This window comes from Pseudomonas sp. MNR3A, from assembly GCF_009650575.1.
GTDB classification, from domain to species: domain Bacteria; phylum Pseudomonadota; class Gammaproteobacteria; order Pseudomonadales; family Pseudomonadaceae; genus Aquipseudomonas; species Aquipseudomonas machongensis.
Genome location: NZ_VZZS01000002.1, coordinates 1 through 22,644, shown reverse-complemented (window position 1 = coordinate 22,644; position 22,644 = coordinate 1). Strand labels below are relative to the sequence as shown.

The following is a 22,644-nucleotide window of genomic DNA, read 5'->3' as shown; positions in this document are numbered from 1 at the left end:
GAGCGCCGGGGTTTGACCGGCGCTCCCTCGTTTTCTGTGTTTTTCGGAGTTCGCCATGGCCATTGCAGTGCCCCTGAATGAAGGCGCAGGTCCAAGTCTCAAACAGCGCCTCAAGCGCGCCGAACGGGTCAACCGCTGGAAGGCCCAGGCGTTGATCGCGCCGCTGGCGCTGTTCCTGCTGCTGGTGTTCCTCGTGCCGATCGCCGCACTGTTGTACAAGAGCGTCGAAAACCCTGAGGTGGTAGCAGGCCTTCCGCGCACCGTCGACGCCGTGTTGCAGTGGGATGGCAAGAGCCTGCCCGACGAGGCGGTGTACAAGGCCCTCAGCGAGGACCTGGCCGAATCGCGCAAGAACCAGACCCTGGGAGAGCTTTCCAAGCGCCTGAACATGGAGCTGGCCGGCTACCGCAGCCTGCTGTCCAAGACAGCACGTGCACTGCCGTTCAAGACCGAACCGGCTTCCTATAAAGACGCCCTGCAAACCCTTGATGAGCGCTGGGGCGACCCGGCCTACTGGCAGGCAATTCGCCGTAACACCAGTGAGGTGACACCTTTCTATCTGCTGGCCTCGCTGGATCACCGCATCGATGATCTGGGCGAACTGGCCAAGACCACCCCTGACCAGGCCATTTATCTGGACATTTTTGCCCGCACCCTGTGGATGGGGGTGGTGATCACCGTGATCTGCCTGGTGCTGGCCTATCCGCTCGCCTACCTGCTGGCCAACCTGCCGACCCGGCAGAGCAACCTGTTGATGATCCTGGTGTTGTTGCCGTTCTGGACTTCGATCCTGGTGCGGGTGGCGGCGTGGATCGTGCTGTTGCAGTCTGGCGGCCTGATCAACAGCGCGCTGATGGCCATTGGCATCATCGATCAGCCGCTGGAGCTGGTGTTCAACCGCACCGGGGTCTACATCTCCATGGTGCACATCCTGCTGCCGTTCATGATCCTGCCGTTGTACAGCGTGATGAAGGGTATTTCGCCCAGCTACATGCGTGCGGCGATCTCGCTGGGCTGTCATCCGTTTGCCAGCTTCTGGCGGGTGTACTTCCCGCAGACTTACGCCGGTGTCGGCGCCGGCTGCCTATTGGTGTTCATCCTTGCCATCGGCTACTACATCACCCCGGCCCTGCTGGGCAGCCCGAACGACCAGATGGTCAGTTACTTCGTCGCCTTCTATACCAACACCAGCATCAACTGGGGCATGGCCACGGCCCTGGGCGGGTTGCTGTTGCTGGCAACCGTGCTGCTGTACCTGATCTATAGCTGGCTGGTCGGTGCCAGCCGCCTGCGCCTGAGCTGAGGAGCCTTGTCATGCTGAGCCCTTACATGTCGCCCGTGGAGCGGGTCTGGTTCTACAGCCTGCGCATTCTCTGCGGCCTGATCCTGTTGTTCCTGGTCTTGCCGGTGCTGGTGATCATTCCGCTGTCGTTCAACAGCGGCAGCTTCCTGGTGTACCCGCTGCAGGGCTTTTCGCTGCAGTGGTATCAGGACTTCTTCGCCTCTGCCGAGTGGATGCGCGCGCTGAAGAACAGCATCATCGTCGCTCCGGCGGCCACGGTACTGGCCATGGTGTTCGGCACCCTGGCCGCGATCGGCCTGACCCGCGGCGACTTCCCCGGCAAGTCGCTGGTGATGGCGCTGGTGATTTCGCCGATGGTGGTGCCGGTGGTGATCATCGGTGTGGCCAGCTACTTGTTCTTCGCGCCGCTGGGGATGGGTAACAGCTTCATTTCGTTGATCCTGGTGCACGCGGTGCTGGGCGTGCCGTTCGTGATCATCACCGTGTCGGCGACCCTGCAGGGGTTCAACTACAACCTGGTGCGCGCCGCGGCCAGCCTCGGCGCCTCGCCCTTGCTGACCTTCCGTCGGGTGACCTTGCCGCTGATTGCGCCGGGCGTGATTTCCGGAGCGCTGTTCGCCTTTGCCACGTCCTTCGATGAGGTGGTGGTGACGCTGTTCCTCGCTGGCCCCGAGCAGGCCACCTTGCCGCGGCAGATGTTCAGTGGCATTCGCGAGAACCTCAGCCCGACCATTGCGGCGGCGGCCACGTTGCTGATTGCGTTTTCGGTAATCCTGCTGCTGACCCTGGAGTGGTTGCGCGGACGCAGCGAGAAGTTGCGGACCCAGCAGCCGACCTGATCCTGCGGCAGCTGCACCGGCCTCATCGCGGGGCAAGCCCGCTCCCACAGTTGCCCCGCCGTTCATGAGGGCAGCGCTGTACTGGTAGGGGCGGGCTTGCCCCGCGATGAGGCCGGTACAGACAACCCCGGTTCCGTGCACCGTTCGACACCAATTGATACCAATCAGCCCCCGTCCACTTCCCTGAGTTACAATGCGCGCCACCGTGATTTCCACCACATAGGTGCGCCATGCAGCCCTACGCTATTGCCCCCTCCATTCTTTCCGCCGATTTCGCCCGTCTGGGCGAGGACGTCGACAAGGTTCTGGCCGCCGGGGCCGACATCGTCCACTTCGATGTCATGGACAACCACTACGTGCCCAACCTGACCATCGGTCCGATGGTCTGCACGGCACTGCGCAAGTACGGCGTGACCGCGCCGATCGATGTGCACCTGATGGTCAGCCCGGTCGACCGCATCATCGGCGACTTCATCGAGGCCGGCGCTACCTACATCACCTTCCACCCGGAAGCGTCGCAACACATCGACCGTTCACTGCAACTGATCAAGGACGGCGGCTGCAAGGCCGGCCTGGTATTCAACCCGGCCACCAGCCTGGACGCACTGAAATACGTGATGGACAAGGTCGACATGGTCCTGCTGATGAGCGTCAACCCCGGCTTCGGCGGGCAGAAGTTCATCCCAGGCACCCTCGACAAGCTGCGCGAAGCCCGCGCGCTGATCGATGCCAGCGGGCGCGATATCCGCCTGGAGATCGATGGCGGCGTCAACGTCGGCAACATCCGTGAAATCGCCGCTGCCGGCGCCGACACCTTCGTTGCCGGCTCGGCGATCTTCAACGCCCCGGACTACCAGGAAGTGATCGCCAAGATGCGCGCCGAACTGGCCCAGGCCCGCCCATGAGTGGCTTCGAGCAGCTGTTCCCCGGGACGCTGCCCAGGCTGGTGATGTTCGATCTGGACGGTACGTTGATCGATTCGGTACCGGACCTGGCCGCCGCCGTGGACCGCATGCTGCTCGAACTGGGGCGCCCGGCCGCAGGGCTGGATGCCGTGCGCCAGTGGGTGGGCAACGGTGCCGAGGTGCTGGTGCGCCGCGCCCTGGCCGGCGGCATCGAGCACGATGCCGTCGATGCGCAACTGGCTGAGCGTGCGCTGGCACTGTTCATGGAAGCTTATGGCGAAAGCCATGAGCTGACCGTGGTCTACCCAGGCGTGCGCGACACCTTGCGCTGGTTGCGCAAGCAGGGCGTGGAGATGGCGCTGATCACCAACAAGCCCGAACGCTTTGTCGGGCCGTTGCTGGACCAGATGAAGATCGGTCGCTATTTCCGCTGGATCATCGGTGGCGACACCCTGCCACAGAAGAAACCCGACCCGGCGGCGTTGCTGTTCGTCATGAAGATGGCCGGCATCGCGCCCGAGCAGTCGCTGTTCGTCGGCGATTCGCGCAGTGACGTGCAGGCGGCCAGGGCGGCGGGGGTCAAGAGCGTCGGCCTGACCTACGGCTACAACCACGGTCGGCCGATCGACGAGGAGTCGCCGAGCCTGGTACTCGACGATCTGCGCCTGCTGTTGCCCGGTTGCTTAGTCACCGACACTGGGATAACGTGGGCGGACCTTCAAGCCTCCCAAGACAGAGACTCCACTGTGGGTGTTACCGGCAAATTCTGGATGAAAGTCATCAAGGCCCTGGCCCGTTGGCGCTGGCGCGCCTGACTCCCGCTCGCCGGCGCCTGCCGGCCCGTCCGCTTGCCCGAACCCATTGCTGCTTGCCACGAGGCTACCCATGACCCGCGAAGAATTCCTGCGCCTGGCCGCTGCCGGCTACAACCGCATTCCCCTGGCCTGTGAAACCCTGGCCGACTTCGATACGCCGCTGTCGATCTACCTGAAGCTTGCCGACCAGGCCAACTCTTATCTGCTCGAGTCCGTGCAGGGCGGGGAGAAGTGGGGGCGCTATTCGATGATCGGCCTGCCTTCGCGCACGGTGATGCGCGTGCACGGCTACCGGGTGAGCATCCTGCACGATGGCGTCGAGGTAGAGAGCCACGAGGTCGAGGATCCACTGGCATTCGTCGAGTCGTTCAAGGACCGCTACAAGGTCGCCGACATTCCTGGACTGCCGCGCTTCAATGGTGGCCTGGTCGGCTATTTCGGCTATGACTGCGTGCGCTATGTCGAGAAGCGCCTGGGCGCCTGCCCGAACCCGGATCCGCTGGGGGTGCCGGACATTCTGCTGATGGTCTCCGACGCCGTGGTGGTGTTCGACAACCTGGCCGGCAAGATGCACGCGATCGTGCTGGTCGACCCGTCCGAAGCGCAGGCGTTCGAGCAGGGCAAGGCGCGTCTGGATGGCTTGCTCGACAAGCTGCGCCAGCCAATCACCCCGCGTCGGGGGCTGGACCTCAGCGGGCCGATGGCCGCTGAGCCTGAATTCCGCTCCAGCTACACCCGGGACGACTACGAGAATGCGGTCGGGCGGATCAAGGAATACATCCTCGCTGGCGACTGCATGCAGGTCGTGCCGTCGCAGCGCATGTCCATCGACTTCAAGGCTGCGCCCATCGACCTGTACCGGGCGCTGCGCTGCTTCAACCCGACCCCCTACATGTACTTCTTCAACTTCGGCGACTTCCATGTGGTCGGCAGCTCGCCGGAAGTGCTGGTGCGGGTCGAGGATAATCTGGTCACCGTACGTCCGATCGCCGGCACCCGCCCGCGCGGCGCCAACGAAGAGGCCGACCGTGCGCTGGAAGACGACCTGCTGTCGGACGACAAGGAAATCGCCGAGCACCTGATGCTGATCGACCTGGGGCGCAACGATGTGGGGCGTGTGTCGTCCACGGGCAGCGTGCGCCTGACCGAGAAAATGGTGATCGAGCGTTATTCGAACGTCATGCATATCGTCTCGAACGTCACCGGCGAGTTGGCCGAGGGGCTGACGGCGATGGACGCACTGCGTGCGATCCTGCCGGCCGGCACCTTGTCGGGCGCGCCGAAGATCCGGGCGATGGAGATCATCGACGAGCTGGAGCCGGTCAAGCGGGGTGTCTATGGTGGTGCAGTGGGTTACTTTGCCTGGAACGGCAACATGGACACCGCCATTGCCATCCGTACTGCGGTGATCAAGGACGGCGAACTGCACGTGCAGGCCGGTGGCGGCATCGTGGCCGACTCGGTACCGGCACTGGAGTGGGAAGAGACCATCAACAAGCGTCGGGCGATGTTCCGTGCCGTGGCGCTGGCCGAGCAGACGCCGCGCGGCTGATGGATGAAAAAACGGCGCTCTGATGAGCGCCGTTTTTTTGGTGGTGTGAGTGGGCTGCTGCGCAGCCCATCGCGGGGCCAGCCCGCTCCTACAGGTTCACTGCAATTTCTGTAGGAGCGGGCTGGCACCGCGACGGGTTAACCCTCAAAAGTCCAGGCTCACCGCCAGACTGACTCCCTGCTGACGCAGCTCATCACTCTTGCGCCAGTTGTAATTGCCCCGCAGGTTCACCCCCGGCACCAGTTCATGGCTGAGGCCCAGGCTCGCGCGGGTCAGGTTGCTGTGCGGCGTGTAGCCGGCGAGGGTGAAGTCGTTGCCCGGCAGGGTGGTCAGGTGCATGGTCAGGTCCTGGCGGTCATCCTCGAACTCGTGCTCGCGCGCGACCTCAGCGAACAACCGCGTGCTCGGCAGCACTTGCACACTGCCCAGCAGTCCTGCACCCAGGCGGCGGGATTTGCGGTCCTGGTCGTCGAAAGCCAGGGCCGTGGAGCGTCCGCTCTTCTCGTCATAGCCATCGACCTTGACTCGCGCATAGTCAGCGCTGATGAACGGCGCCAATTGCCAGCTGCTCGCGTCGGCGGCCAGGTTGTAGCCCAGTCGCCCGCTGATGGCCCAGGCCTCGCCATCGGTATCGCCTTTTTCGGTACGCTCGCTGGCACCCAGGGCGAAGCTGCGTTTGAGATCGCTGTAGTCCAGCTGCCCGGCAGTCAGCGTCGCATCGGCCCACCAGCGGTTCTCGCGGAACTGGGCGAAGGCACTGGCCAGGTAGCTGTCGAGCTTGTAGTCCGAGTCCTGTTGGCCTGCCTCCAGTTTCTGTCTGTAGACGCCGGCTGCCAGGCCGACGCGCCACGCATCATCGAGCCGGTAGCTGCCGCCGAGGGTCAGGTTGTAACCGCGGCCATCGCCACTTGCCGAACTGCGCTGGCTGCCGAAGTCCAGATCCTGGGCGCCAGTGGCGACGAAGGCTTGCCACTGACCAACTGCCTGCCAGGGTGTCTGCCACTGGTTGCGCAGCTCATCCTGATGGGCGCGCAGGCTGGCGTGGGCCATTTCCGGAAGCAGCGTCAGTTCCCAAGGGGCGGCGAGGATGGAGTAGGCGTAGTCGGCGATCAGTTGCTGGCCAGCGATGGTTGGGTGTACCGAGTCGTTGAACAGCAGCCGGGTTGGGTCGGGGTTGGTGCCGTTGGCGCCATAGACCGGGTTTTGCACGCAGCTGTCGCCGCTGTAGCAAGTGCCGACCAGGTTCTGGTCTGCGGCCAGGCCGAACTCCGCCGGGCTGCGCAGCGCTTCGCCGAGCAGGGTGGGGATGTTCAGCGGGATGATTTCAGCGTCGATCTGGCGCAATTGGTTCAGTAGCGACTGGTTGAATACGCCCGAGAGCTGCGACAGCGGGCCCTGCTGCGGCGTACCGCTGAAATTCGGGGTCTGCCCCAGGTCGGGCAGCAGCCACACCATGATGTAGCGCGCTCCGCCCTGCTGCAGGGCCTGGGCACTGGCGGCCAGCCGGGCGCCAGCGGCGGCGGCATCGGCGGGGCTGTTGACCTGCCCCTGCAGGAAGTCATTACCGCCACCGGTGACGTAGTAGAGCGCATTCGGGTCGGCTCGCAAGCCGTTGGCCAGGTAGCCGGGGCGCTCACGCAGGACGAGACCTGCGCCAGGGCGCCCGGGTGGAATGACCGCCTCGGAGGTGTCGGTGATCGAGTCGAGGATCTGCTGTGTCGTGTAGCCGCCGACGGCCCAGTTGTTGCCGTCGGGGCGACCTTGCACAAGATTGACCAGCGAGGTGGATGGGCCCAGTTCCGTGTCGGAAAAGCCCAGCTTCCCGCCAAGGATCATGGGCGATACCGGGGCATAGTTGCCGTTCGCATCGCGATTGGTGAAGCGCATGCCTGGCGTGCCACCGGTGAGGTCAGGGAACTGCCCTGCATCGCTCAGGCTGTCGCCGAATACGATCAGCGAAGAGTACGGCGAGGGCGCCGCCATGGCCTGGCTGCAGGCGAGGGTGAGCAGGCACAGGGCCGTGCGCAGGAAAGGTGGCTGTCGCATGTGGAAGTTCCTTTTCATTGTTTTTATGGAGACAAGCCCGAAGACCTTAGCAAAAAAGCGCGCAGTCCGTTCGTTCCCCAGTATTTGCGGCGTATTGCGCCTGTCGTCGCGGTAGGCTACTGTGCCGGGACGTATGAGCGAGAACTACCCCGTGTTGATCGTCAGCAAACTCCTGATGCGCGTTATCAAGGCTCACGCCCGTTGGCGTTGGCGCGCCTGACTCTTTCTCCTGCCGGTCCTGTCCGGCCCGCCCCCGTTTGCCCTCCTGTCGTTCCATCTTCGCTGTCGCGGTAGAGCCGCGCCCATGGTCGAGGCAGGAAGGTTCGAAAGCACAGTCAGTAGATTCAAGAGGTTGAGCCCAGATGTTACTGATGATCGACAATTACGACTCCTTCACCTACAACGTCGTCCAGTACCTCGGCGAGTTGGGTGCCGAGGTCAAGGTCATTCGCAACGACGAACTGACCATCGCCCAGATCGAAGCCCTCAACCCGGAGCGCATCGTCGTCTCGCCCGGCCCTTGCACGCCCAGCGAGGCAGGCGTTTCCATCGAGGCCATCCTGCACTTTGCCGGCAAGCTGCCGATCCTCGGTGTGTGCCTGGGCCACCAGTCCATCGGCCAGGCGTATGGCGGTGATGTGGTGCGGGCCCGCCAGGTCATGCATGGCAAGACCAGCCCGGTGTTCCACCGCGACCTGGGTGTGTTCGCCGGCCTGAACAACCCGTTGACCGTGACCCGCTACCATTCTCTGGTGGTCAAGCGCGAAACCCTGCCGGACTGCCTCGAAGTCACCGCCTGGACTGCCCATGCAGACGGTTCGGTCGACGAGATCATGGGCCTGCGCCACAAGACCTTGAACATCGAAGGGGTGCAGTTCCACCCCGAGTCCATCCTCACCGAGCAGGGCCACGAGCTGTTCGCCAACTTCCTCAAGCAGACCGGCGGCCGCCGCTAAGGATCGATCATGGATATCAAGAGCGCGCTGAGCCGCATCGTCGGCCACCTGGACCTGTCCACAGACGAAATGCGCGATGTCATGCGTCAGATCATGACCGGACAATGCACCGAGGCGCAGATCGGCGCCTTTCTGATGGGCATGCGCATGAAGAGCGAGAGCATCGACGAGATCGTCGGCGCCGTTTCGGTCATGCGTGAGCTGGCCGACAAGGTCGAGCTCAAGAGCCTCGACGGCGTGGTCGACATCGTCGGCACTGGCGGCGACGGGGCCAACATCTTCAACGTTTCCACGGCTTCGGCCTTCGTGCTCGCCGCGGCCGGTTGCCCGGTGGCCAAGCACGGCAACCGCGCGGTGTCCGGCAAGAGCGGCAGCGCCGACCTGCTGGAGGCGGCCGGTATCTACCTGAACCTTACGCCAGTGCAGGTGGCCCGCTGCATCGATAGCCTGGGGATCGGTTTCATGTTCGCCCAGACCCACCACAGTGCAATGAAGCATGCTGCCGGCCCGCGCCGCGACCTGGGCCTGCGTACGCTCTTCAACATGCTCGGCCCGCTTACGAATCCGGCCGGTGTGAAGCACCAGGTGGTTGGTGTATTCACCCAGGCCCTGTGCCGCCCTCTCGCCGAAGTGTTGCAGCGCCTGGGCAGCAAGCATGTGCTGGTGGTGCACTCCAAGGATGGCCTGGACGAATTCAGCCTGGCCGCGCCGACCTTCGTCGCGGAATTGAAGAACGGTGAGATCACCGAATACTGGGTCGAACCGGAAGACCTTGGCATGAAGAGCCAGAGCCTGCATGGCCTGGCGGTCGAGGACCCACAGGCTTCGCTGGCGCTGATTCGTGACGCCCTGGGCCGACGCAAGACCGAAAACGGCCAGAAAGCTGCCGAAATGATCGTGCTCAACGCTGGCGCCGCGCTGTATGCCGCCGACCATGCGATGAGCCTGAAGTCGGGCGTCGAACTCGCCCACGATGTGCTGCACACCGGCCTTGCCTGGGAAAAACTCCAGGAGCTGGGCGCCTTTACCGCGGTATTCAAGCAGGAGAACGGAGCATGAGCGTACCGACGGTGCTGGAAAGGATCATTGCCCGCAAGTTTCAGGAAGTGGCCGAGCGCAGCGCGCGCGTAAGCCTCGCCGAACTGGAGCGTCTGGCCAAGGGCGCCGATGCTCCCCGCGGCTTCGCCAACGCCTTGATCGAACAGGCCAAGCGCAAGCAGCCTGCGGTCATCGCTGAGATCAAGAGGGCCTCGCCGAGCAAGGGCGTGATCCGCGAGCACTTCGTGCCTGCCGAAATCGCGGTGAGCTACGAGAAGGGCGGCGCCACCTGCCTGTCGGTACTCACCGACGTGGATTACTTCCAGGGCGCTGACGAGTATCTGCAACAGGCCCGTGCTGCCGTGTCGTTGCCGGTGATCCGCAAGGACTTCATGGTCGATCCCTACCAGATCGTCGAAGCCCGCGCCCTGGGCGCCGACTGCGTGCTGCTGATCGTCTCGGCACTGGACGATGTGAAGATGGCCGAGCTGGCCGCCACCGCCAAGGATGTCGGTCTCGACGTGCTGGTGGAGGTACACGATGGCGATGAGCTCGAGCGTGCGCTGAAAACCCTCGACACGCCGCTGGTGGGGGTCAACAACCGCAATCTGCACACCTTCGAGGTCAGCCTGGACACCACCCTCGACTTGCTGCCGCGCATTCCGCGTGACCGCCTGGCGGTCACCGAGAGCGGTATCCTCAACCGCGCCGACGTGGAGCTGATGGAAATCAACGAGGTGTATTCGTTCCTGGTGGGCGAAGCCTTCATGCGCGCCGAGCAGCCGGGGTTGGAGCTGCAGAGGCTGTTCTTCCCGGATCAGGTGAAGAAGACTGTTCAGCCTCTGGACTGATCAAAAAACGAAGCCGGCTTGATGCCGGCTTTTTTGTATGACTGTTCTGGCCCTTTCGTGGGCCAGTGAACCAGATTTCCAAGGTGGATCAATGACCGATCAACCCCTGGCCCTCACCGTCGAACAGGGCCTGCATGCCGAACAGGAGCTGCTCGCCGCCGTCTGCCGTGGCGAGCGTGAGTCCGGCGTGCTGTTCTGGCGCCCCACCGATCATGCTCTGGTCATGCCGCGACGAATGAGTCGTCTCGACAACTTCGAAGCCGCCTGTGCCGAGCTGGCGATCGCTGGCTGGCCGGTGTTGCTGCGTGAAACCGGTGGAGAGCCGGTGCCGCAGTCCCATTCGACGGTGAACGTGGCGCTGGTCTACGTCGCACCGCGCAGCGAAGGTGACCACGGGCGTATCGAGAACGCTTACGAGCGCCTGTGCCTGCCGCTGTGCGATGTCTTGCGCGAATGGGGGGGTGTGGCGTCGGTCGGGGAGATCGACGGTGCGTTCTGCGATGGTCGCTACAACGTCAATCTCAACGGCCGCAAGCTGGTCGGCACTGCCCAGCGCTGGCGCCAGGGGCTGGGCGGCAAGCGCCCGGTGGTGCTGGTGCATGGCGCGCTGCTGCTGGAAAACGAGCGCGAGTCGATGGTGGCGGCGGTCAACCGCTTCAACGACTGCTGTGGGCTTGAGCAACGTTGCCGCGCCGACAGCCATATTGCCTTGCATGAAGTGGTGCCCGCAGCCCCTTGGTTCGAACGGCTGTCCCAAGCCTACGCCGAGGTGATCGCGGCGCTGCCCAAGGATTAACGGGTGCCGTAGACCACCATGGTCTTGCCCTTGACCTGCACCAGGCTACGTTCTTCAAGATCCTTGAGCACCCGGCCGACCATCTCGCGCGAACAGCCGACGATCCGCCCGATCTCCTGACGGGTGATCTTGATCTGCATGCCGTCGGGGTGGGTCATGGCATCTGGCTGCTTGCACAGGTCGAGCAGACAACGGGCGACGCGGCCGGTGACGTCGAAGAAGGCCAGGTCTCCGACCTTGCGCGTAGTGTTGCGCAGGCGCTGGGCCATCTGGCTGCCAAGGGCGTAGAGAATGTCCGGATCGTGACGGGCCAGCTCGCGGAACTTGTCGTAGCTGATCTCGGCCACTTCGCACTCGGTCTTGGCCCGTACCCAGGCGCTGCGCTGCTGTTCGGGGCCCGCTGGTTCGAACAACCCCAGTTCACCGAAGAAGTCACCATTGTTGAGGTAGGCGATGATCATCTCATGACCTTCGTCGTCCTCGATCAGGATGGTCACCGATCCCTTGACGATGAACGACAGCGTCTCGGCCCGGTCGCCGACGCAGATGATGTTGCTCTTGGCGGCATAGCGGCGGCGTTGGCAGTGCACCAGCAGCTTGTCGATATTCTTGATCTTGGCAGGGAGTGCTGAGGCTACCATCACGAAAATCCTGTTCGAGCGACGCAGAGGCATTTTTGTAGGAGGTTTCTGACGGCGGGCGCCAGTGATTTGGCGTCAGCTTATCAGACACTTCGGCTTTATCGGCATGAAACCCCAACGTCTTGAGCTTTTCCGACAGCGCTACAAGGTCTAAGCTGACGACCTTTTACGAAATCAGGAGTCCGGATAGATGAAGGCACGCATCCAGTGGGCCGGTGAGGCCATGTTCCTCGGTGAGTCGGGGAGTGGGCATGTCGTGGTCATGGACGGTCCTCCCGAGGCTGGCGGTCGTAACCTGGGCGTACGCCCGATGGAGATGCTGCTGCTCGGCCTGGGTGGCTGCAGCAGTTTCGATGTGGTCAGCATCCTGAAGAAATCCCGACAGGCGGTGGAAAGCTGCGAAGCTTTTCTGGAGGCTGAGCGCGCCAGCGAAGATCCGAAGGTATTCACCAAAATCCACCTGAACTTCGTGGTCAAGGGCCGTGGCCTCAAAGAGGCGCAGGTCAAGCGAGCGGTTGAGCTGTCGGCCGAGAAGTATTGCTCGGCATCGATCATGCTCGATCGTGCGGGTGTGGAGATCACCCATGGCTACGAGATCGTAGAGCTGGGTTGAAGTGGTGGGGCCGCCTGGCGGCCCCTTTTCAGTCGCGCAGGGCCGGTAACGCGTCGAGCAACCATTGCGGCAGCTTTGCCCGCAACGACTGGCTCAGGTGCTCGCGGCGTTTCTGGTAAGCCAACCCAAGGCCGATCACGCCAAGCCCGATCAGTGTGATCACTACCGGGAACAGCAACGACTCGGCGAACACGTCATACGACAGGTAGCCCAGGTACGCCGCCACGCCCATGGCGCCGAATACCATGAACATCGGTCGGCGCAGCAGCACTGCACATCCCATCAGGCCAAGGTTGATCAGACAATAGAGCGCCTTGCCCAGCTCACTGTCGCTGTTCATCGAAGTCAACCCGCCCCAGAATGCCAGAAGCCCTGCCAGATAGCCCCAGTAGGCGTAATCGCGGCGCGTGCGACCATCGACAGCCAGGAACACGGCCAGCAACAGCAGGCCGAACCACACCGAGACCTTCTGGCGCTGCTCCCAACTGAACACTTCGCCGTAGAACCATTCGCTGAGGTCCATGGACATGAACCACAAGGCCACGGCAATTGGCATCACGATGAAGGGGAAAGGCACCAGGCGCAGCATCGCCAGCCCGGCGACGACGGTTGCCGCTTCCATCAGCAGCCAACCGCCCTGTACGTAGGTGTAGTACTGGTGGTAGTCGAACTGCAGGTCATCCAGCGGCCACCAGCCGAGCAGGCGCTCGATGGCGAACACCACCAACGGCACGATGCTCACGGCCACCGCTGCGAGAACGCCAGCAGCAATGGCCTGTCCACGGCGCTGGAGTGACAGGGCGAACAGGGTAAGCGCGGCGATATAGAGGAGGGCGGCGGTCAGCAGTGCTGTATCACCAATGCGCATCCAGGCTTCGGTGAGCAACCAGCCCATGGCGGCCATGATCAGCAGGGCGCCGAAGTAGAAAGCGACATGGGCCAGCTGGAACCGGCCCTGTTGTTGCGGTTGCTGGCGCAGGAACTCGAGCAGCGCTCGATCCTGTCCTGGCTGGAGAATGCCGGCGCTTACGGCGCTGGCCAGGTCCTTGGCATCGAAGCGCTCGGTCATCGGCTCGTCCTAGATTCGGTAGGTGCTCTTGGTCATCACCTTGGCCAGCAGGCTCATGCCGAAACGCACCGGGGCAGGGAAGCGGTAGCCGCCTGCTTCCAGTGCGGATTCGGCGTGTTGCTCTTCATCGACGCGCATCTGCTCGAGAATGGCGCGGGATTTTTCGTCTTCCTCGGGGATCTGTTCGAGGTGCTCGTCCAGGTGCTTGCAGACCTGATGCTCGGTGGCGGCGACGAAACCCAGGCTGACCTTGTCGCTGACCAGGCCGGCGAGGGCACCGATGCCGAACGACATGCCATAGAACAACGGGTTGAGCACACTCGGATGACTGCCCAGTTGGCGGATGCGCTGTTCGCACCAGGCCAGGTGGTCGATCTCTTCCTCAGCGGCATGCTCCATGGCCTTGCGTACCTGCGGCAGCTTGGCGGTCAGTGCCTGGCCTTGGTAGAGCGCCTGGGCGCAGACTTCACCGGTATGGTTGATGCGCATCAGGCCGGCGATATGGCGGGTCTGGGACTCGTCCAGCTCGGCGTCAGGCTGGATGATCGCGGGCGAGGGACGGGAAGGTTGGCCGCTGAAGGGCAGCAAGGTGCGCATGGCGGTGTCAGCCTGCAGCAACAAGCGGTCGAGCGGCGAATAGTGACGTTCGGTAGCCATCGGGCACCTCCACTAAAGTGATGCCCGACAGTTTAACTCAATCATGCCGGATGGGCTTGCCTTGGGTCAGCCCGGTGGCCAGTTCATCTGACGCTGGCCGAGCACGTGCATGTGGATGTGATAGACCGTCTGCCCACCCTTGGGGTTGCAATTCATGACCACGCGGAAACCTTCCTCGCAGCCCTGTTCGACGGCCAGGCGCTGGGCGGTGAACAGGATGTGGCCAGCCAGTGCCTTGTCCTCTTCAGTCAGGTGGTTGAGGGTCGGGATGTGCTTTTTCGGGATGACCAGAAAATGTACCGGCGCCGCAGGGGCGATATCCTTGAAGGCCAGGATCTGGTCATCTTCGTAGATGATATCCGCCGGGATTTCCCGGTTGATGATCTTGAGGAATAGATCGTCCACGTCACTTGCTCCTTGGTGAGGGTCGAAGCGCAGTGTACTCAGCGAAGCGCTGCTCGGACAGAGGTTACTCGGCGCCGATCGGGCAGTAGCGACGATGGATCACGCCCGCCAGCTTGCGGCTCACCCAGCGCGGCAGAAGGCGCGGGGCGAAGGCCAGCCAGCGATTGCGTCGGCCCGGCATGATCAGGGCGCGGTTCTTGTCCAGCGCGCGCACTGTGTACAGCGCCACTTCTTCGGCACTCAGGCAGCGCGAACTGCCCTCCAGCCTTGGGATGTGTCGTTTTGCCGAGCGGATCGGGCCCGGGCACAACACCGACACCTTGATCCCGGTACGACGCAGTTCTTCGCGCAGGGCTTCCGAGAAACTCAGTACATAGGCCTTGCTGGCGCTGTAGCAGGCCATCCACGGACCTGGCGCGGCGCTGGCCAGTGAGGCTACGTTGAGGATCTGGCCGCCACCGTGCACCGCCATCAGGTTGCCGATCGCGTGGCACAGGCGGGTCAGGGCGAGGATATTGACCTCCAGCAGGTCTTGTTCGTCGGCCCACTCATGGGCCAGGAAGGGCCCGTAGGTGCGCTGGCCGGCACAGTTGACCAGCAGGTCGATGCGCCGCTCGCCCTCTTCCAGCTCAAGTACGAATCCCGACAGGCGCAAAGGCTGGCTGAGGTCGCAGGCGCGCAGCAGAACCTCGACACCGAAGCGCTGGGTCAGCTCGATCGCGATCGGTTCGAGGGTCTCACGATGGCGTGCCACCAGGATCAGGTTGCGCCCGCGCCGCGCCAGGGCCTCCGCCAGGGCCAGGCCCAGGCCGCTGGAAGCTCCGGTGATCATGGCGTAACGGGTCATGCAAGGCTCCTGGGGGCGGAAGAGGGCGCCTAGTGTACAGCTTGGCCGGGGCGGTTGTGGTCTTTTGCAGGGGCTTCAGCGCGCCAGTTCAGCGCTGCGAAGCTGGGCTGCCTGGTATTCGTCACGCAGGCGCTCGATCAGCGCTGCCGTATCGGGCAGGTCATGGATACCGCCCGCGCCCTGGCCAGCCGACCACACGGTTTTCCAGGCCTTGGCTTCTTCATCCAGCGGTTTGAGCTTGACCTCGCCCGGATTGTGCTTGAGCGCGGCCATGTCGTAGCCGGCCTGCTCCAGGCTCTGGCGCAGAAAGCTGGCCGGCACACCCGACACCGCTGGGGTGTGGACGATGTCGGCAGCATGGGCATCGAGGAGCATTTTTTTGTAGGCGTCCTGGGCTTGGCTCTCGCGGGTGGCGATGAAGCGTGTGCCCATGTATGCGAGATCGGCGCCCAGCAGACGTGCCGCGAGAATTTCGTGACCGTGGTTGATGCAACCGGCCAACAGCAGGGTCTTGTCGAAGAATTGGCGGATCTCCGCGACCAGGGCGAACGGGCTCCAAGTCCCGGCATGACCGCCGGCGCCCGCAGCCACGGCGATCAGGCCATCGACGCCGGCTTCGGCGGCTTTCTCGGCGTGACGACGGGTGGTGACATCGTGGAACACCAGGCCGCCATAACCGTGCACCGCGTCTACCACCTCCTTCACCGCGCCCAGGCTGGTGATCACGATGGGAACCTGGTGCTCCACGCACAGGGCGAGATCGGCCTGCAGGCGCGGGTTGCTCGGGTGCACGATGAGGTTGACGGCATAAGGCGCGGGCGCATGCAACTGTGCCAGGCCCGCCTCGATCTCCTCCAGCCAGGCCTTGAAGCCAGCACTGTCGCGCTGGTTCAACGCCGGAAAGCTGCCCACCACACCGTTGGCGCAGCAAGCCAGGACCAGCTGCGGGTTGGAAATCAGGAACATCGGCGCGGCAACCACAGGCAGTCGCAGACGGTGTTCAAGTGTTGCGGGCAGGGACATGGCAAGGCTCCTTTGCTCAGGGGGGTATGCTCAGAACGGTTTGACCGCCACCAGAATTACGATGGCCAGTAGGATCAATACCGGTACTTCGTTGAACCAGCGGTAGTACACATGGCTGCGGGTGTTCTGTCCGGCGGCGAAGCGTTTGCGTTGTGCGCCGCATACGTGATGGTAGCCGGTCAGCAGGATCACCAGGGTCAGCTTGGCGTGCAGCCAGCCCTGGCTCAGCCAGCCGGGCGTGAGGTAGAGCATCCAGATACCGAACACGTAGGTGGCGATCATTGCCGGGTTCATGATGCCGCGGTACAGCTTGCGCTCCATGATGACGAAGCGTTCCTGGCTGATGCTGTCCTGGCTCTGGGCGTGGTAGACGAACAGGCGCGGCAGGTAGAACAGACCGGCGAACCAGCAGACCACGCTGACGATATGCAGCGCCTTGATCCAGAGATAGAGCATGGGGGAGTTCCTTCAGGTTTTCACGGTGGTCAGATAGTAGTGGTCCGGCGCTACGAAGGGGTACCCAAGAGTTGTTACAGGCGTCACGTAACCCTATTATCGTGCGCTTTCCAGTGGTCTCGTTGATGAGGGGCAAGCGTTATGATCAAGGTCGGTATCGTCGGCGGCACGGGTTACACCGGTGTCGAACTGTTGCGCCTACTGGCACAGCACCCACAGGCCGAGGTAGCGGTCATCACATCGCGCTCCGAGGCGGGTGTCGCGGTGGCCGACATGTACCCGAACCTGCGCGGCCACTATGACGGTTTGCAGTTCAGCGTCCCGGACAGCAAGACGCTCGGCGCCTGTGACGTGGTGTTCTTCGCCACACCGCATGGCGTTGCCCATGCCCTGGCCGGTGAGTTGCTGGCTGCCGGGACCAAAGTCATCGACCTGTCTGCCGACTTCCGTCTGCAGGACGCCGTCGAGTGGGGCAAGTGGTACGGCCAGCCGCATGGCGCGCCGGAACTGCTCAAGGATGCCGTTTACGGCCTGCCTGAAGTGAACCGCGAGAAGATCCGCCAGGCGCGCCTGATCGCCGTGCCGGGTTGCTACCCGACCGCGACCCAGCTTGGTTTCCTGCCACTGCTCGAAGCGGGTCTGGCCGATCCGTCGCGCCTGATTGCCGACTGCAAGTCCGGTGTTAGTGGCGCAGGCCGCGGTGCTGCAGTGGGCTCGCTGTTCTGCGAGGCCGGCGAAAGCATGAAGGCCTATGCAGTCAAAGGGCACCGCCACCTGCCGGAAATCAGCCAGGGCCTACGCCTGGCAGCGGGCAAGGATATCGGTCTGACCTTCGTGCCTCACCTGACTCCGATGATTCGCGGTATTCATGCCACCCTCTACGCGAATGTTGTCGACACCTCGGTCGACCTGCAGGCGCTGTTCGAGAAACGCTATGCGAACGAGCCGTTCGTCGACGTGATGCCGGCCGGTAGCCACCCTGAGACCCGCAGCGTGCGTGGCGCCAACGTCTGCCGTATCGCCGTCCATCGCCCGCAGGGTGGTGATCTGGTGGTGGTGCTGTCGGTGATCGACAACCTGGTCAAGGGCGCGTCCGGCCAGGCGGTGCAGAACCTGAACATCCTGTTCGGGCTGGATGAGCGCATGGGCCTGTCCCACGCTGGCCTGCTGCCTTAATCGTAAAGCAGGTGAATAGGCCCGCCTCGTGCGGGCCTTTTCGTTTGTGTCGACCAAAGCCGCACAATTCTTGACCAATTTTCTCGGAGAAGCGGATAATGCGCGTCATCGAGTTTTATGGCGGCTTACGCCGGGAGAACCAACATGAGCGTTGAAACCTTCACCCCCACCGCTTTGGAGTTTACCCAAGGGGCTGCGCACAAGGTGAAGACCCTGGTATCCGAAGAAGGCAATGATCGCCTCAAGCTGCGTGTGTTCGTCACAGGCGGCGGCTGCTCGGGTTTCCAGTACGGCTTCACCTTCGATGAGGACGTTGCCGAGGATGACACCATTGTCGAGCGCGAAGGCGTTTCGCTGGTCGTTGACCCGATGAGCTTCCAGTATCTGGCGGGCGCCGAAGTGGACTACCAGGAAGGCCTGGAAGGCTCGCGCTTCGTGATCAAGAACCCGAACGCCGCTACCACCTGCGGGTGCGGTTCGTCGTTTTCGATCTGAGTCGCGCTTGAACGAAAACGCCGCGCAATTGCGCGGCGTTTTCGTTTCTGTCGTTCAGGCTGGGTAGATCGCACCCAGTACTCGTAGCCCTCTGGCAGCCGTGACACTTGGGCGGTTAGCCGGGATGCCTTCGAGGCAGCAATGAGCCAGCCATGCGAATGCCATTGCCTCGACCCAGTCCGGATCGACACCTTGGGCGCTGGTGATGGTCACTTTCGCGGCAGGCAGCAAGGCGGCCAGCCGGTTCATCAGGGTGCCATTGCGCGCGCCACCGCCGCAGACCATCAGGGCCTCGGTATCCTGCTGGGCATTGCGCAAGGCATCGGTGATGCTGCGTGCAGTCAGCTCCAGCAGCGTGGCCTGAACGTCTTCGTCGCGGTAGTGCGGCAACGTTGCCAGGTGGGCATCGAGCCAGGGCAGGTTGAATACCTCGCGCCCGGTGCTCTTGGGGCCGTTGCCGGCAAAGAACGGGTCGCTCAGCAGTGCCGCCAGCAATTGGTCCTGCACCTTGCCACTCGCCGCCCATGCGCCATCGGCGTCGAAGGTCTGGCCGCGCTTGCGCTCGATCCATGCATCCAGCAGCACATTGCCCGGGCCGCAGTCGAAGCCATGTACCGGAGTGTCCTGGGCAATTAGGCTCAGGTTGCTGAAGCCGCCGACGTTGAGTACGGCCAGGCGCTGTCCCAGATGGCCGAACAGCGCTTCGTGGAAGGCCGGGACCAGCGGTGCGCCCTGGCCACCTGCAGCCACGTCGCGTCGACGGAAATCACCTACCACGCAGATGCCGGTCAATTCGGCGAGCAAGGCAGGATTGCCGATCTGCACGGTGAAGCCTCGGGCCGGTTCGTGGCGGATGGTCTGGCCGTGGCTGCCGATGGCGCGGATGGCGCTGGGCTCGAGTTTCTGCTCGGCCAGCAATTGCCGGGTGCCTTCTGCAGCAAGGCCAGCCCAGCGGTTCTCTGCCAGCGCTGCCCGTGCGATCTCGTCAGGGCCGCTGGCGCAGAGGCTCAGCAGGTCCTGGCGAAGGTCGGAGGGCATGGGCAGGTAGCGGGTGGCGAGCAACCGGGGCTGCTCGCGTTGTTCGATCAGGGCAATGTCCAGGCCGTCAAGGCTGGTGCCGGACATCACCCCCAGGTAGAACGCCATGAATCAGCGCTTGTTGGCGGCGAGCAGCGTGGCCTTTTCCTGATCCATGCGAGCGATCAGGGGTTGGCTTTGCTGCATGAAGCGCTGGCGCTCGGCTTTGGCGATCGGATCGGCCATCGGCACCTTCTGGCTCAGCGGGTCGACATGGACGCCGTTGACCTGGAACTCGTAGTGTAGGTGTGGGCCAGTGGAGAGACCGGTGGTGCCGATATAGCCGATGATCTGGCCCTGCTTGACGTTGCTGCCGGTCTTGATGCCTTTGGCGAAGCCCTGCATGTGGCCATACAGGGTCTTGTAGGTGTTGCCGTGGGCGATGATGACGGTGTTGCCGTAGCCGCCCCGGCGGCCGGCCAGCTCGATGCGGCCATCACCGGCTGCCTTGATTGGCGTGCCGCGAGGCGCTGCATAGTCGACACCCTTGTGGGCGCGAATCTTGTTCAGGATCGGGTGCTTGCGTCCGGCGGAGAAGCGCGAGCTGATGCGGGCGAAGTCTACCGGTGTGCGGATGAACGCCTTGCGCAGGCTGTTGCCGTCAGCGGTGTAGTAGCTGGTATTGCCCTGTTTGTTGGTGTAGCGCACGGCGGTGTAGGTCTTGCCGCGATTGGTGAAACGCGCCGAGAGGATGTTGCCGGTGCCGATCACCTTGCCATCCATGACCTTCTGTTCGTAGACCACGTCGAATTCGTCGCCAGGGCGGATGTCCTGGGCGAAGTCGATGTCGTAGCCCAGCACGCGGGCCATATCCATGGTCAGGCTGTGGGAAAGGCCGGCACGTTGGGCCGAGGCCGAGAGCGAACTCTTGATGACGCCATGGGCGTAGGCGGTTCGCACCAGGGGCTTGGTGATTTCGCGCTCGAACGCGTAACCCTTGTCGGTCTTGTTCAGGCGGATGCTTTCGAGGTTGCTGACCTGGCTGTGCAAGCTGGCCAGTTGGCCGTCCTTGTCCAGCTCGAACTGCAGCACCTGGCCGTGTTTAAGCTGGCTGAACTGCTTGGCTTGCTTGTCGCTGGCCAGCACGTCATGCACGACGTTGGCAGGCAGGCCCACTTTGGCGAACAGCGTGGAGAGGGTGTCGCCACGGGCGACCACGACTTCGCGATGGCCGGGAGCCTTGTCTTGCGCCTTTTCCTGTGCGACGGGTTGCGGTTGCTCGGCGGCCTGTTCTGTAGCGGGTTCATCCCCTTCGATCTGGGCGAAGGGCGAGCCGGTGGATTCGGTGGACTGCACCAGCGGTGCGGCCTTGGATTCGTCCTTGAGTTGCTCGGCCGGGGTTTCGAGCTCGAGGCTGAGGGTGGTCTTCTTCGCTTCTACGTCGCTGGAGGGAAATACCAGCAAGGCCAGGCTGAGCAGGGCGGCGATGCCGCTGGCGGCCAACAGATGGCTTTTCGGATAAAGCGGGGGCGCTTTAGGCGTGTCGTTGGTCATAGATAAGGTGACTTTGAAAAAGTGAATGAAAAAGGTGACTGAATACGCTGAAAAAGATGAATGACATGATGAAGATGAAATAACTGTATAAAATATAACCAAATCCATTTTCGCGCAAGGGCGCGTAGACGCCGCAAGGCGCCTCTCGGGTCACATTCCTTTGCGAAACTTGTATTTGACGGCCGATCTTGTATGGTTGGTCCCCTTTGAATCTGAGCCTTGCGGGTCTGTCTATGAAGTCGGTTGAAGAGCAGCTGGCGCTTATCAAGCGCGGTGCAGAAGAGGTGTTGGTCGAGTCGGAACTGGTGGAGAAGCTCAAGCGCGGCCAGCCGCTGCGTATCAAGGCTGGCTTCGACCCAACGGCTCCTGATCTGCATCTGGGCCATACCGTACTGATCAACAAGCTGCGGCAGTTCCAGGAGCTGGGGCACCAGGTGATCTTCCTGATCGGTGACTTCACCGGCATGATCGGTGACCCGAGCGGCAAAAGTGCCACGCGCCCGCCGCTGACCCGTGAGCAGGTTCTGGACAACGCCGAAACCTATAAACAGCAAGTGTTCAAGATTCTCGACCCGGCCAAGACCGAGGTGGCGTTCAACTCCACCTGGATGGATACGCTGACCCCGGCCGACTTCATTCGCCTGGCGTCCCAGTACACCGTCGCGCGCATGCTCGAACGTGACGACTTCGACAAGCGCTACACCAGCCAGCAGCCGATCGCCATCCATGAGTTCCTCTATCCGCTGGTGCAGGGTTACGACTCGGTTGCGCTCAAGGCTGATGTCGAGCTGGGTGGTACCGACCAGAAGTTCAACCTGTTGATGGGGCGTGAGCTGCAGCGCGCCTATGGTCAGGAAGCTCAGAACATCGTGACCATGCCGTTGCTGGAAGGGCTCGATGGCGTGAAGAAGATGTCCAAGTCGCTGGGCAATTATGTGGGTATCCAGGAAGCGCCTGGCGTGATGTACAGCAAGTTGGTGTCGATTCCGGATACGCTGATGTGGCGTTACTTCGAGCTGCTGAGCTTCCGCTCGATGGAGGAAATCGATCAGTTTCGTGCCGATGTCGAGAAGGGCGCGAACCCTCGTGACATCAAGATCAAGCTGGCCGAAGAGATCGTGGCGCGTTTCCATGGTGAAGAGGCTGCGGCGAACGCTCACCGCGCTGCCGGCAACCGCATGAAGGATGGCGAGCTGCCGGAAGATCTTCCGGAGATCGAGGTGGTTGCGGCTGAGGCCCTGCCGATCGCGGCGGTGCTCAATCGTGCGGGCCTGGTGAAGAACTCGGCACAGGCACGTGATCTGCTAGGCAGTGGTGCGGTCAAGGTTGATGGTGCAGTCATCGACAAGGACTTCATGTTTGCGCTGGGTGCTACCCATGTGTGCCAGGCGGGCAAGAAGTCGTTTGGACGGGTTACGCTGAAGGCTGAGTGATCGCCTGATGGTGTAGCTCTATATAAACCGGGGAGGCCGACAGGCCTCCCCGCTGTGTTTTCAGTGATCTGAAAGATTCTTGAAATAAAAGGTTGACGGCCTCTCAGATCCCCTTATAATGCGCCCCACTTCCGCAGCAAACGGAACGCAAAACTCC

23 protein-coding genes are annotated in these 22,644 nt (G+C 62.9%); 13 read left to right on the top strand and 10 right to left on the bottom strand.

Features of this window, described 5'->3' with window-relative positions:
- Window positions 1-55 precede the first annotated feature (55 nt).
- The 5 genes from F6X62_RS00385 (at window position 56) to trpE (ending at window position 5,414) form a co-directional block, all read left to right on the top strand.
- Entirely contained in the window at window positions 56-1,303 is a 1,248-nt protein-coding gene (locus F6X62_RS00385; protein WP_063542436.1) for an ABC transporter permease, read from the top strand.
- Window positions 1,304-1,314: 11 nt separating this feature from the next.
- Window positions 1,315-2,142 (top strand): ABC transporter permease, encoded by an 828-nt coding sequence (locus tag F6X62_RS00380; protein WP_153772383.1) that lies wholly within the window; start codon window positions 1,315-1,317, stop codon window positions 2,140-2,142.
- Window positions 2,143-2,372: 230 nt separating this feature from the next.
- Window positions 2,373-3,047 carry a ribulose-phosphate 3-epimerase gene (gene rpe, locus F6X62_RS00375; protein ID WP_054892234.1) on the top strand — a complete coding sequence of 225 codons (675 nt, stop codon included), beginning with the start codon at window positions 2,373-2,375 and terminating at the stop codon, window positions 3,045-3,047.
- The gene (locus F6X62_RS00370; protein ID WP_063542440.1) at window positions 3,044-3,862 is read left to right on the top strand and encodes a phosphoglycolate phosphatase; all 819 of its coding nucleotides are present in this window, start codon (window positions 3,044-3,046) and stop codon (window positions 3,860-3,862) included. Before rpe ends, F6X62_RS00370 begins: the two co-directional genes overlap by 4 nt.
- Window positions 3,863-3,932: 70 nt before the next feature.
- Window positions 3,933-5,414, top strand: coding sequence for an anthranilate synthase component I (gene trpE, locus F6X62_RS00365; RefSeq protein WP_153772382.1), 1,482 nt, complete (start codon window positions 3,933-3,935; stop codon window positions 5,412-5,414).
- A 144-nt stretch (window positions 5,415-5,558) separates the two neighbouring features.
- Here the strand turns inward: trpE and estP are convergent, their stop codons facing one another.
- A complete protein-coding gene (gene estP / locus F6X62_RS00360; RefSeq protein WP_153772381.1) occupies window positions 5,559-7,460 on the bottom strand; it encodes an esterase EstP in 1,902 nt (633 codons plus the stop codon).
- A gap of 362 nt (window positions 7,461-7,822) precedes the next feature.
- Between estP and F6X62_RS00355 the strand changes: the two genes are divergently transcribed.
- The 4 genes from F6X62_RS00355 (at window position 7,823) to F6X62_RS00340 (ending at window position 11,101) form a co-directional block, all read left to right on the top strand.
- Entirely contained in the window at window positions 7,823-8,416 is a 594-nt protein-coding gene (locus F6X62_RS00355; RefSeq protein ID WP_054892238.1) for an aminodeoxychorismate/anthranilate synthase component II, read from the top strand.
- A gap of 9 nt (window positions 8,417-8,425) precedes the next feature.
- On the top strand, window positions 8,426-9,475 hold the full coding sequence (gene trpD, locus F6X62_RS00350) for an anthranilate phosphoribosyltransferase (RefSeq protein ID WP_054892239.1): 1,050 nt from the start codon (window positions 8,426-8,428) through the stop codon (window positions 9,473-9,475).
- Complete coding sequence (gene trpC, locus F6X62_RS00345; RefSeq protein WP_153772380.1) at window positions 9,472-10,305, top strand: indole-3-glycerol phosphate synthase TrpC; 834 nt, start codon at window positions 9,472-9,474, stop codon at window positions 10,303-10,305. Before trpD ends, trpC begins: the two co-directional genes overlap by 4 nt.
- 91 nt (window positions 10,306-10,396) lie before the next feature.
- Window positions 10,397-11,101 (top strand): lipoate--protein ligase family protein, encoded by a 705-nt coding sequence (locus tag F6X62_RS00340; RefSeq protein ID WP_153772379.1) that lies wholly within the window; start codon window positions 10,397-10,399, stop codon window positions 11,099-11,101.
- Here the strand turns inward: F6X62_RS00340 and crp are convergent.
- On the bottom strand, window positions 11,098-11,742 hold the full coding sequence (gene crp, locus F6X62_RS00335) for a cAMP-activated global transcriptional regulator CRP (RefSeq protein ID WP_153772378.1): 645 nt from the start codon (window positions 11,740-11,742) through the stop codon (window positions 11,098-11,100). The genes F6X62_RS00340 and crp overlap by 4 nt on opposite strands.
- A gap of 190 nt (window positions 11,743-11,932) precedes the next feature.
- On the opposite strand from crp, the gene F6X62_RS00330 reads away from it, so the two are divergent.
- Complete coding sequence (locus F6X62_RS00330) at window positions 11,933-12,355, top strand: OsmC family protein (protein ID WP_028689009.1); 423 nt, start codon at window positions 11,933-11,935, stop codon at window positions 12,353-12,355.
- Between the two features lie 28 nt (window positions 12,356-12,383).
- Here F6X62_RS00330 and F6X62_RS00325 read toward each other — a convergent pair whose 3' ends face one another.
- From F6X62_RS00325 to hemJ, 6 genes are all read right to left on the bottom strand, one after another.
- Complete coding sequence (locus F6X62_RS00325) at window positions 12,384-13,424, bottom strand: DUF2157 domain-containing protein (protein ID WP_153772377.1); 1,041 nt, start codon at window positions 13,422-13,424, stop codon at window positions 12,384-12,386.
- Window positions 13,425-13,433: 9 nt separating this feature from the next.
- The gene (gene coq7, locus F6X62_RS00320) at window positions 13,434-14,081 is read right to left on the bottom strand and encodes a 2-polyprenyl-3-methyl-6-methoxy-1,4-benzoquinone monooxygenase (protein WP_112897195.1); all 648 of its coding nucleotides are present in this window, start codon (window positions 14,079-14,081) and stop codon (window positions 13,434-13,436) included.
- A gap of 66 nt (window positions 14,082-14,147) precedes the next feature.
- Window positions 14,148-14,486: a histidine triad nucleotide-binding protein gene (locus tag F6X62_RS00315; protein WP_151925239.1), complete on the bottom strand. Its 339-nt coding sequence runs from the start codon at window positions 14,484-14,486 to the stop codon at window positions 14,148-14,150.
- Window positions 14,487-14,550: 64 nt separating this feature from the next.
- The gene (locus tag F6X62_RS00310; protein WP_153772376.1) at window positions 14,551-15,333 is read right to left on the bottom strand and encodes an SDR family oxidoreductase; all 783 of its coding nucleotides are present in this window, start codon (window positions 15,331-15,333) and stop codon (window positions 14,551-14,553) included.
- A 75-nt stretch (window positions 15,334-15,408) separates the two neighbouring features.
- Entirely contained in the window at window positions 15,409-16,356 is a 948-nt protein-coding gene (locus tag F6X62_RS00305; RefSeq protein ID WP_054892248.1) for a nitronate monooxygenase family protein, read from the bottom strand.
- Between the two features lie 30 nt (window positions 16,357-16,386).
- Window positions 16,387-16,812, bottom strand: a complete 426-nt coding sequence (gene hemJ, locus F6X62_RS00300; protein WP_153772375.1) for a protoporphyrinogen oxidase HemJ — start codon at window positions 16,810-16,812, stop codon at window positions 16,387-16,389.
- Between the two features lie 141 nt (window positions 16,813-16,953).
- Between hemJ and argC the strand changes: the two genes are divergently transcribed.
- Together argC and erpA are read left to right on the top strand one after the other, a co-directional pair.
- Window positions 16,954-17,988 (top strand): N-acetyl-gamma-glutamyl-phosphate reductase, encoded by a 1,035-nt coding sequence (gene argC, locus F6X62_RS00295; protein ID WP_063542462.1) that lies wholly within the window; start codon window positions 16,954-16,956, stop codon window positions 17,986-17,988.
- 144 nt (window positions 17,989-18,132) lie between these two features.
- Complete coding sequence (gene erpA, locus F6X62_RS00290) at window positions 18,133-18,483, top strand: iron-sulfur cluster insertion protein ErpA (RefSeq protein ID WP_029615063.1); 351 nt, start codon at window positions 18,133-18,135, stop codon at window positions 18,481-18,483.
- Between the two features lie 54 nt (window positions 18,484-18,537).
- Here the strand turns inward: erpA and F6X62_RS00285 are convergent, their stop codons facing one another.
- Together F6X62_RS00285 and F6X62_RS00280 are read right to left on the bottom strand one after the other, a co-directional pair.
- Window positions 18,538-19,629, bottom strand: coding sequence for an anhydro-N-acetylmuramic acid kinase (locus F6X62_RS00285; protein ID WP_153772374.1), 1,092 nt, complete (start codon window positions 19,627-19,629; stop codon window positions 18,538-18,540).
- Between the two features lie 3 nt (window positions 19,630-19,632).
- Complete coding sequence (locus tag F6X62_RS00280; RefSeq protein WP_063542466.1) at window positions 19,633-21,054, bottom strand: peptidoglycan DD-metalloendopeptidase family protein; 1,422 nt, start codon at window positions 21,052-21,054, stop codon at window positions 19,633-19,635.
- 233 nt (window positions 21,055-21,287) lie between these two features.
- Here F6X62_RS00280 and tyrS point away from each other — a divergent pair, with 233 nt between their 5' ends.
- Window positions 21,288-22,487 (top strand): tyrosine--tRNA ligase, encoded by a 1,200-nt coding sequence (tyrS, locus tag F6X62_RS00270; RefSeq protein ID WP_063542468.1) that lies wholly within the window; start codon window positions 21,288-21,290, stop codon window positions 22,485-22,487.
- The last annotated feature ends 157 nt before the right edge of the window (window positions 22,488-22,644 follow it).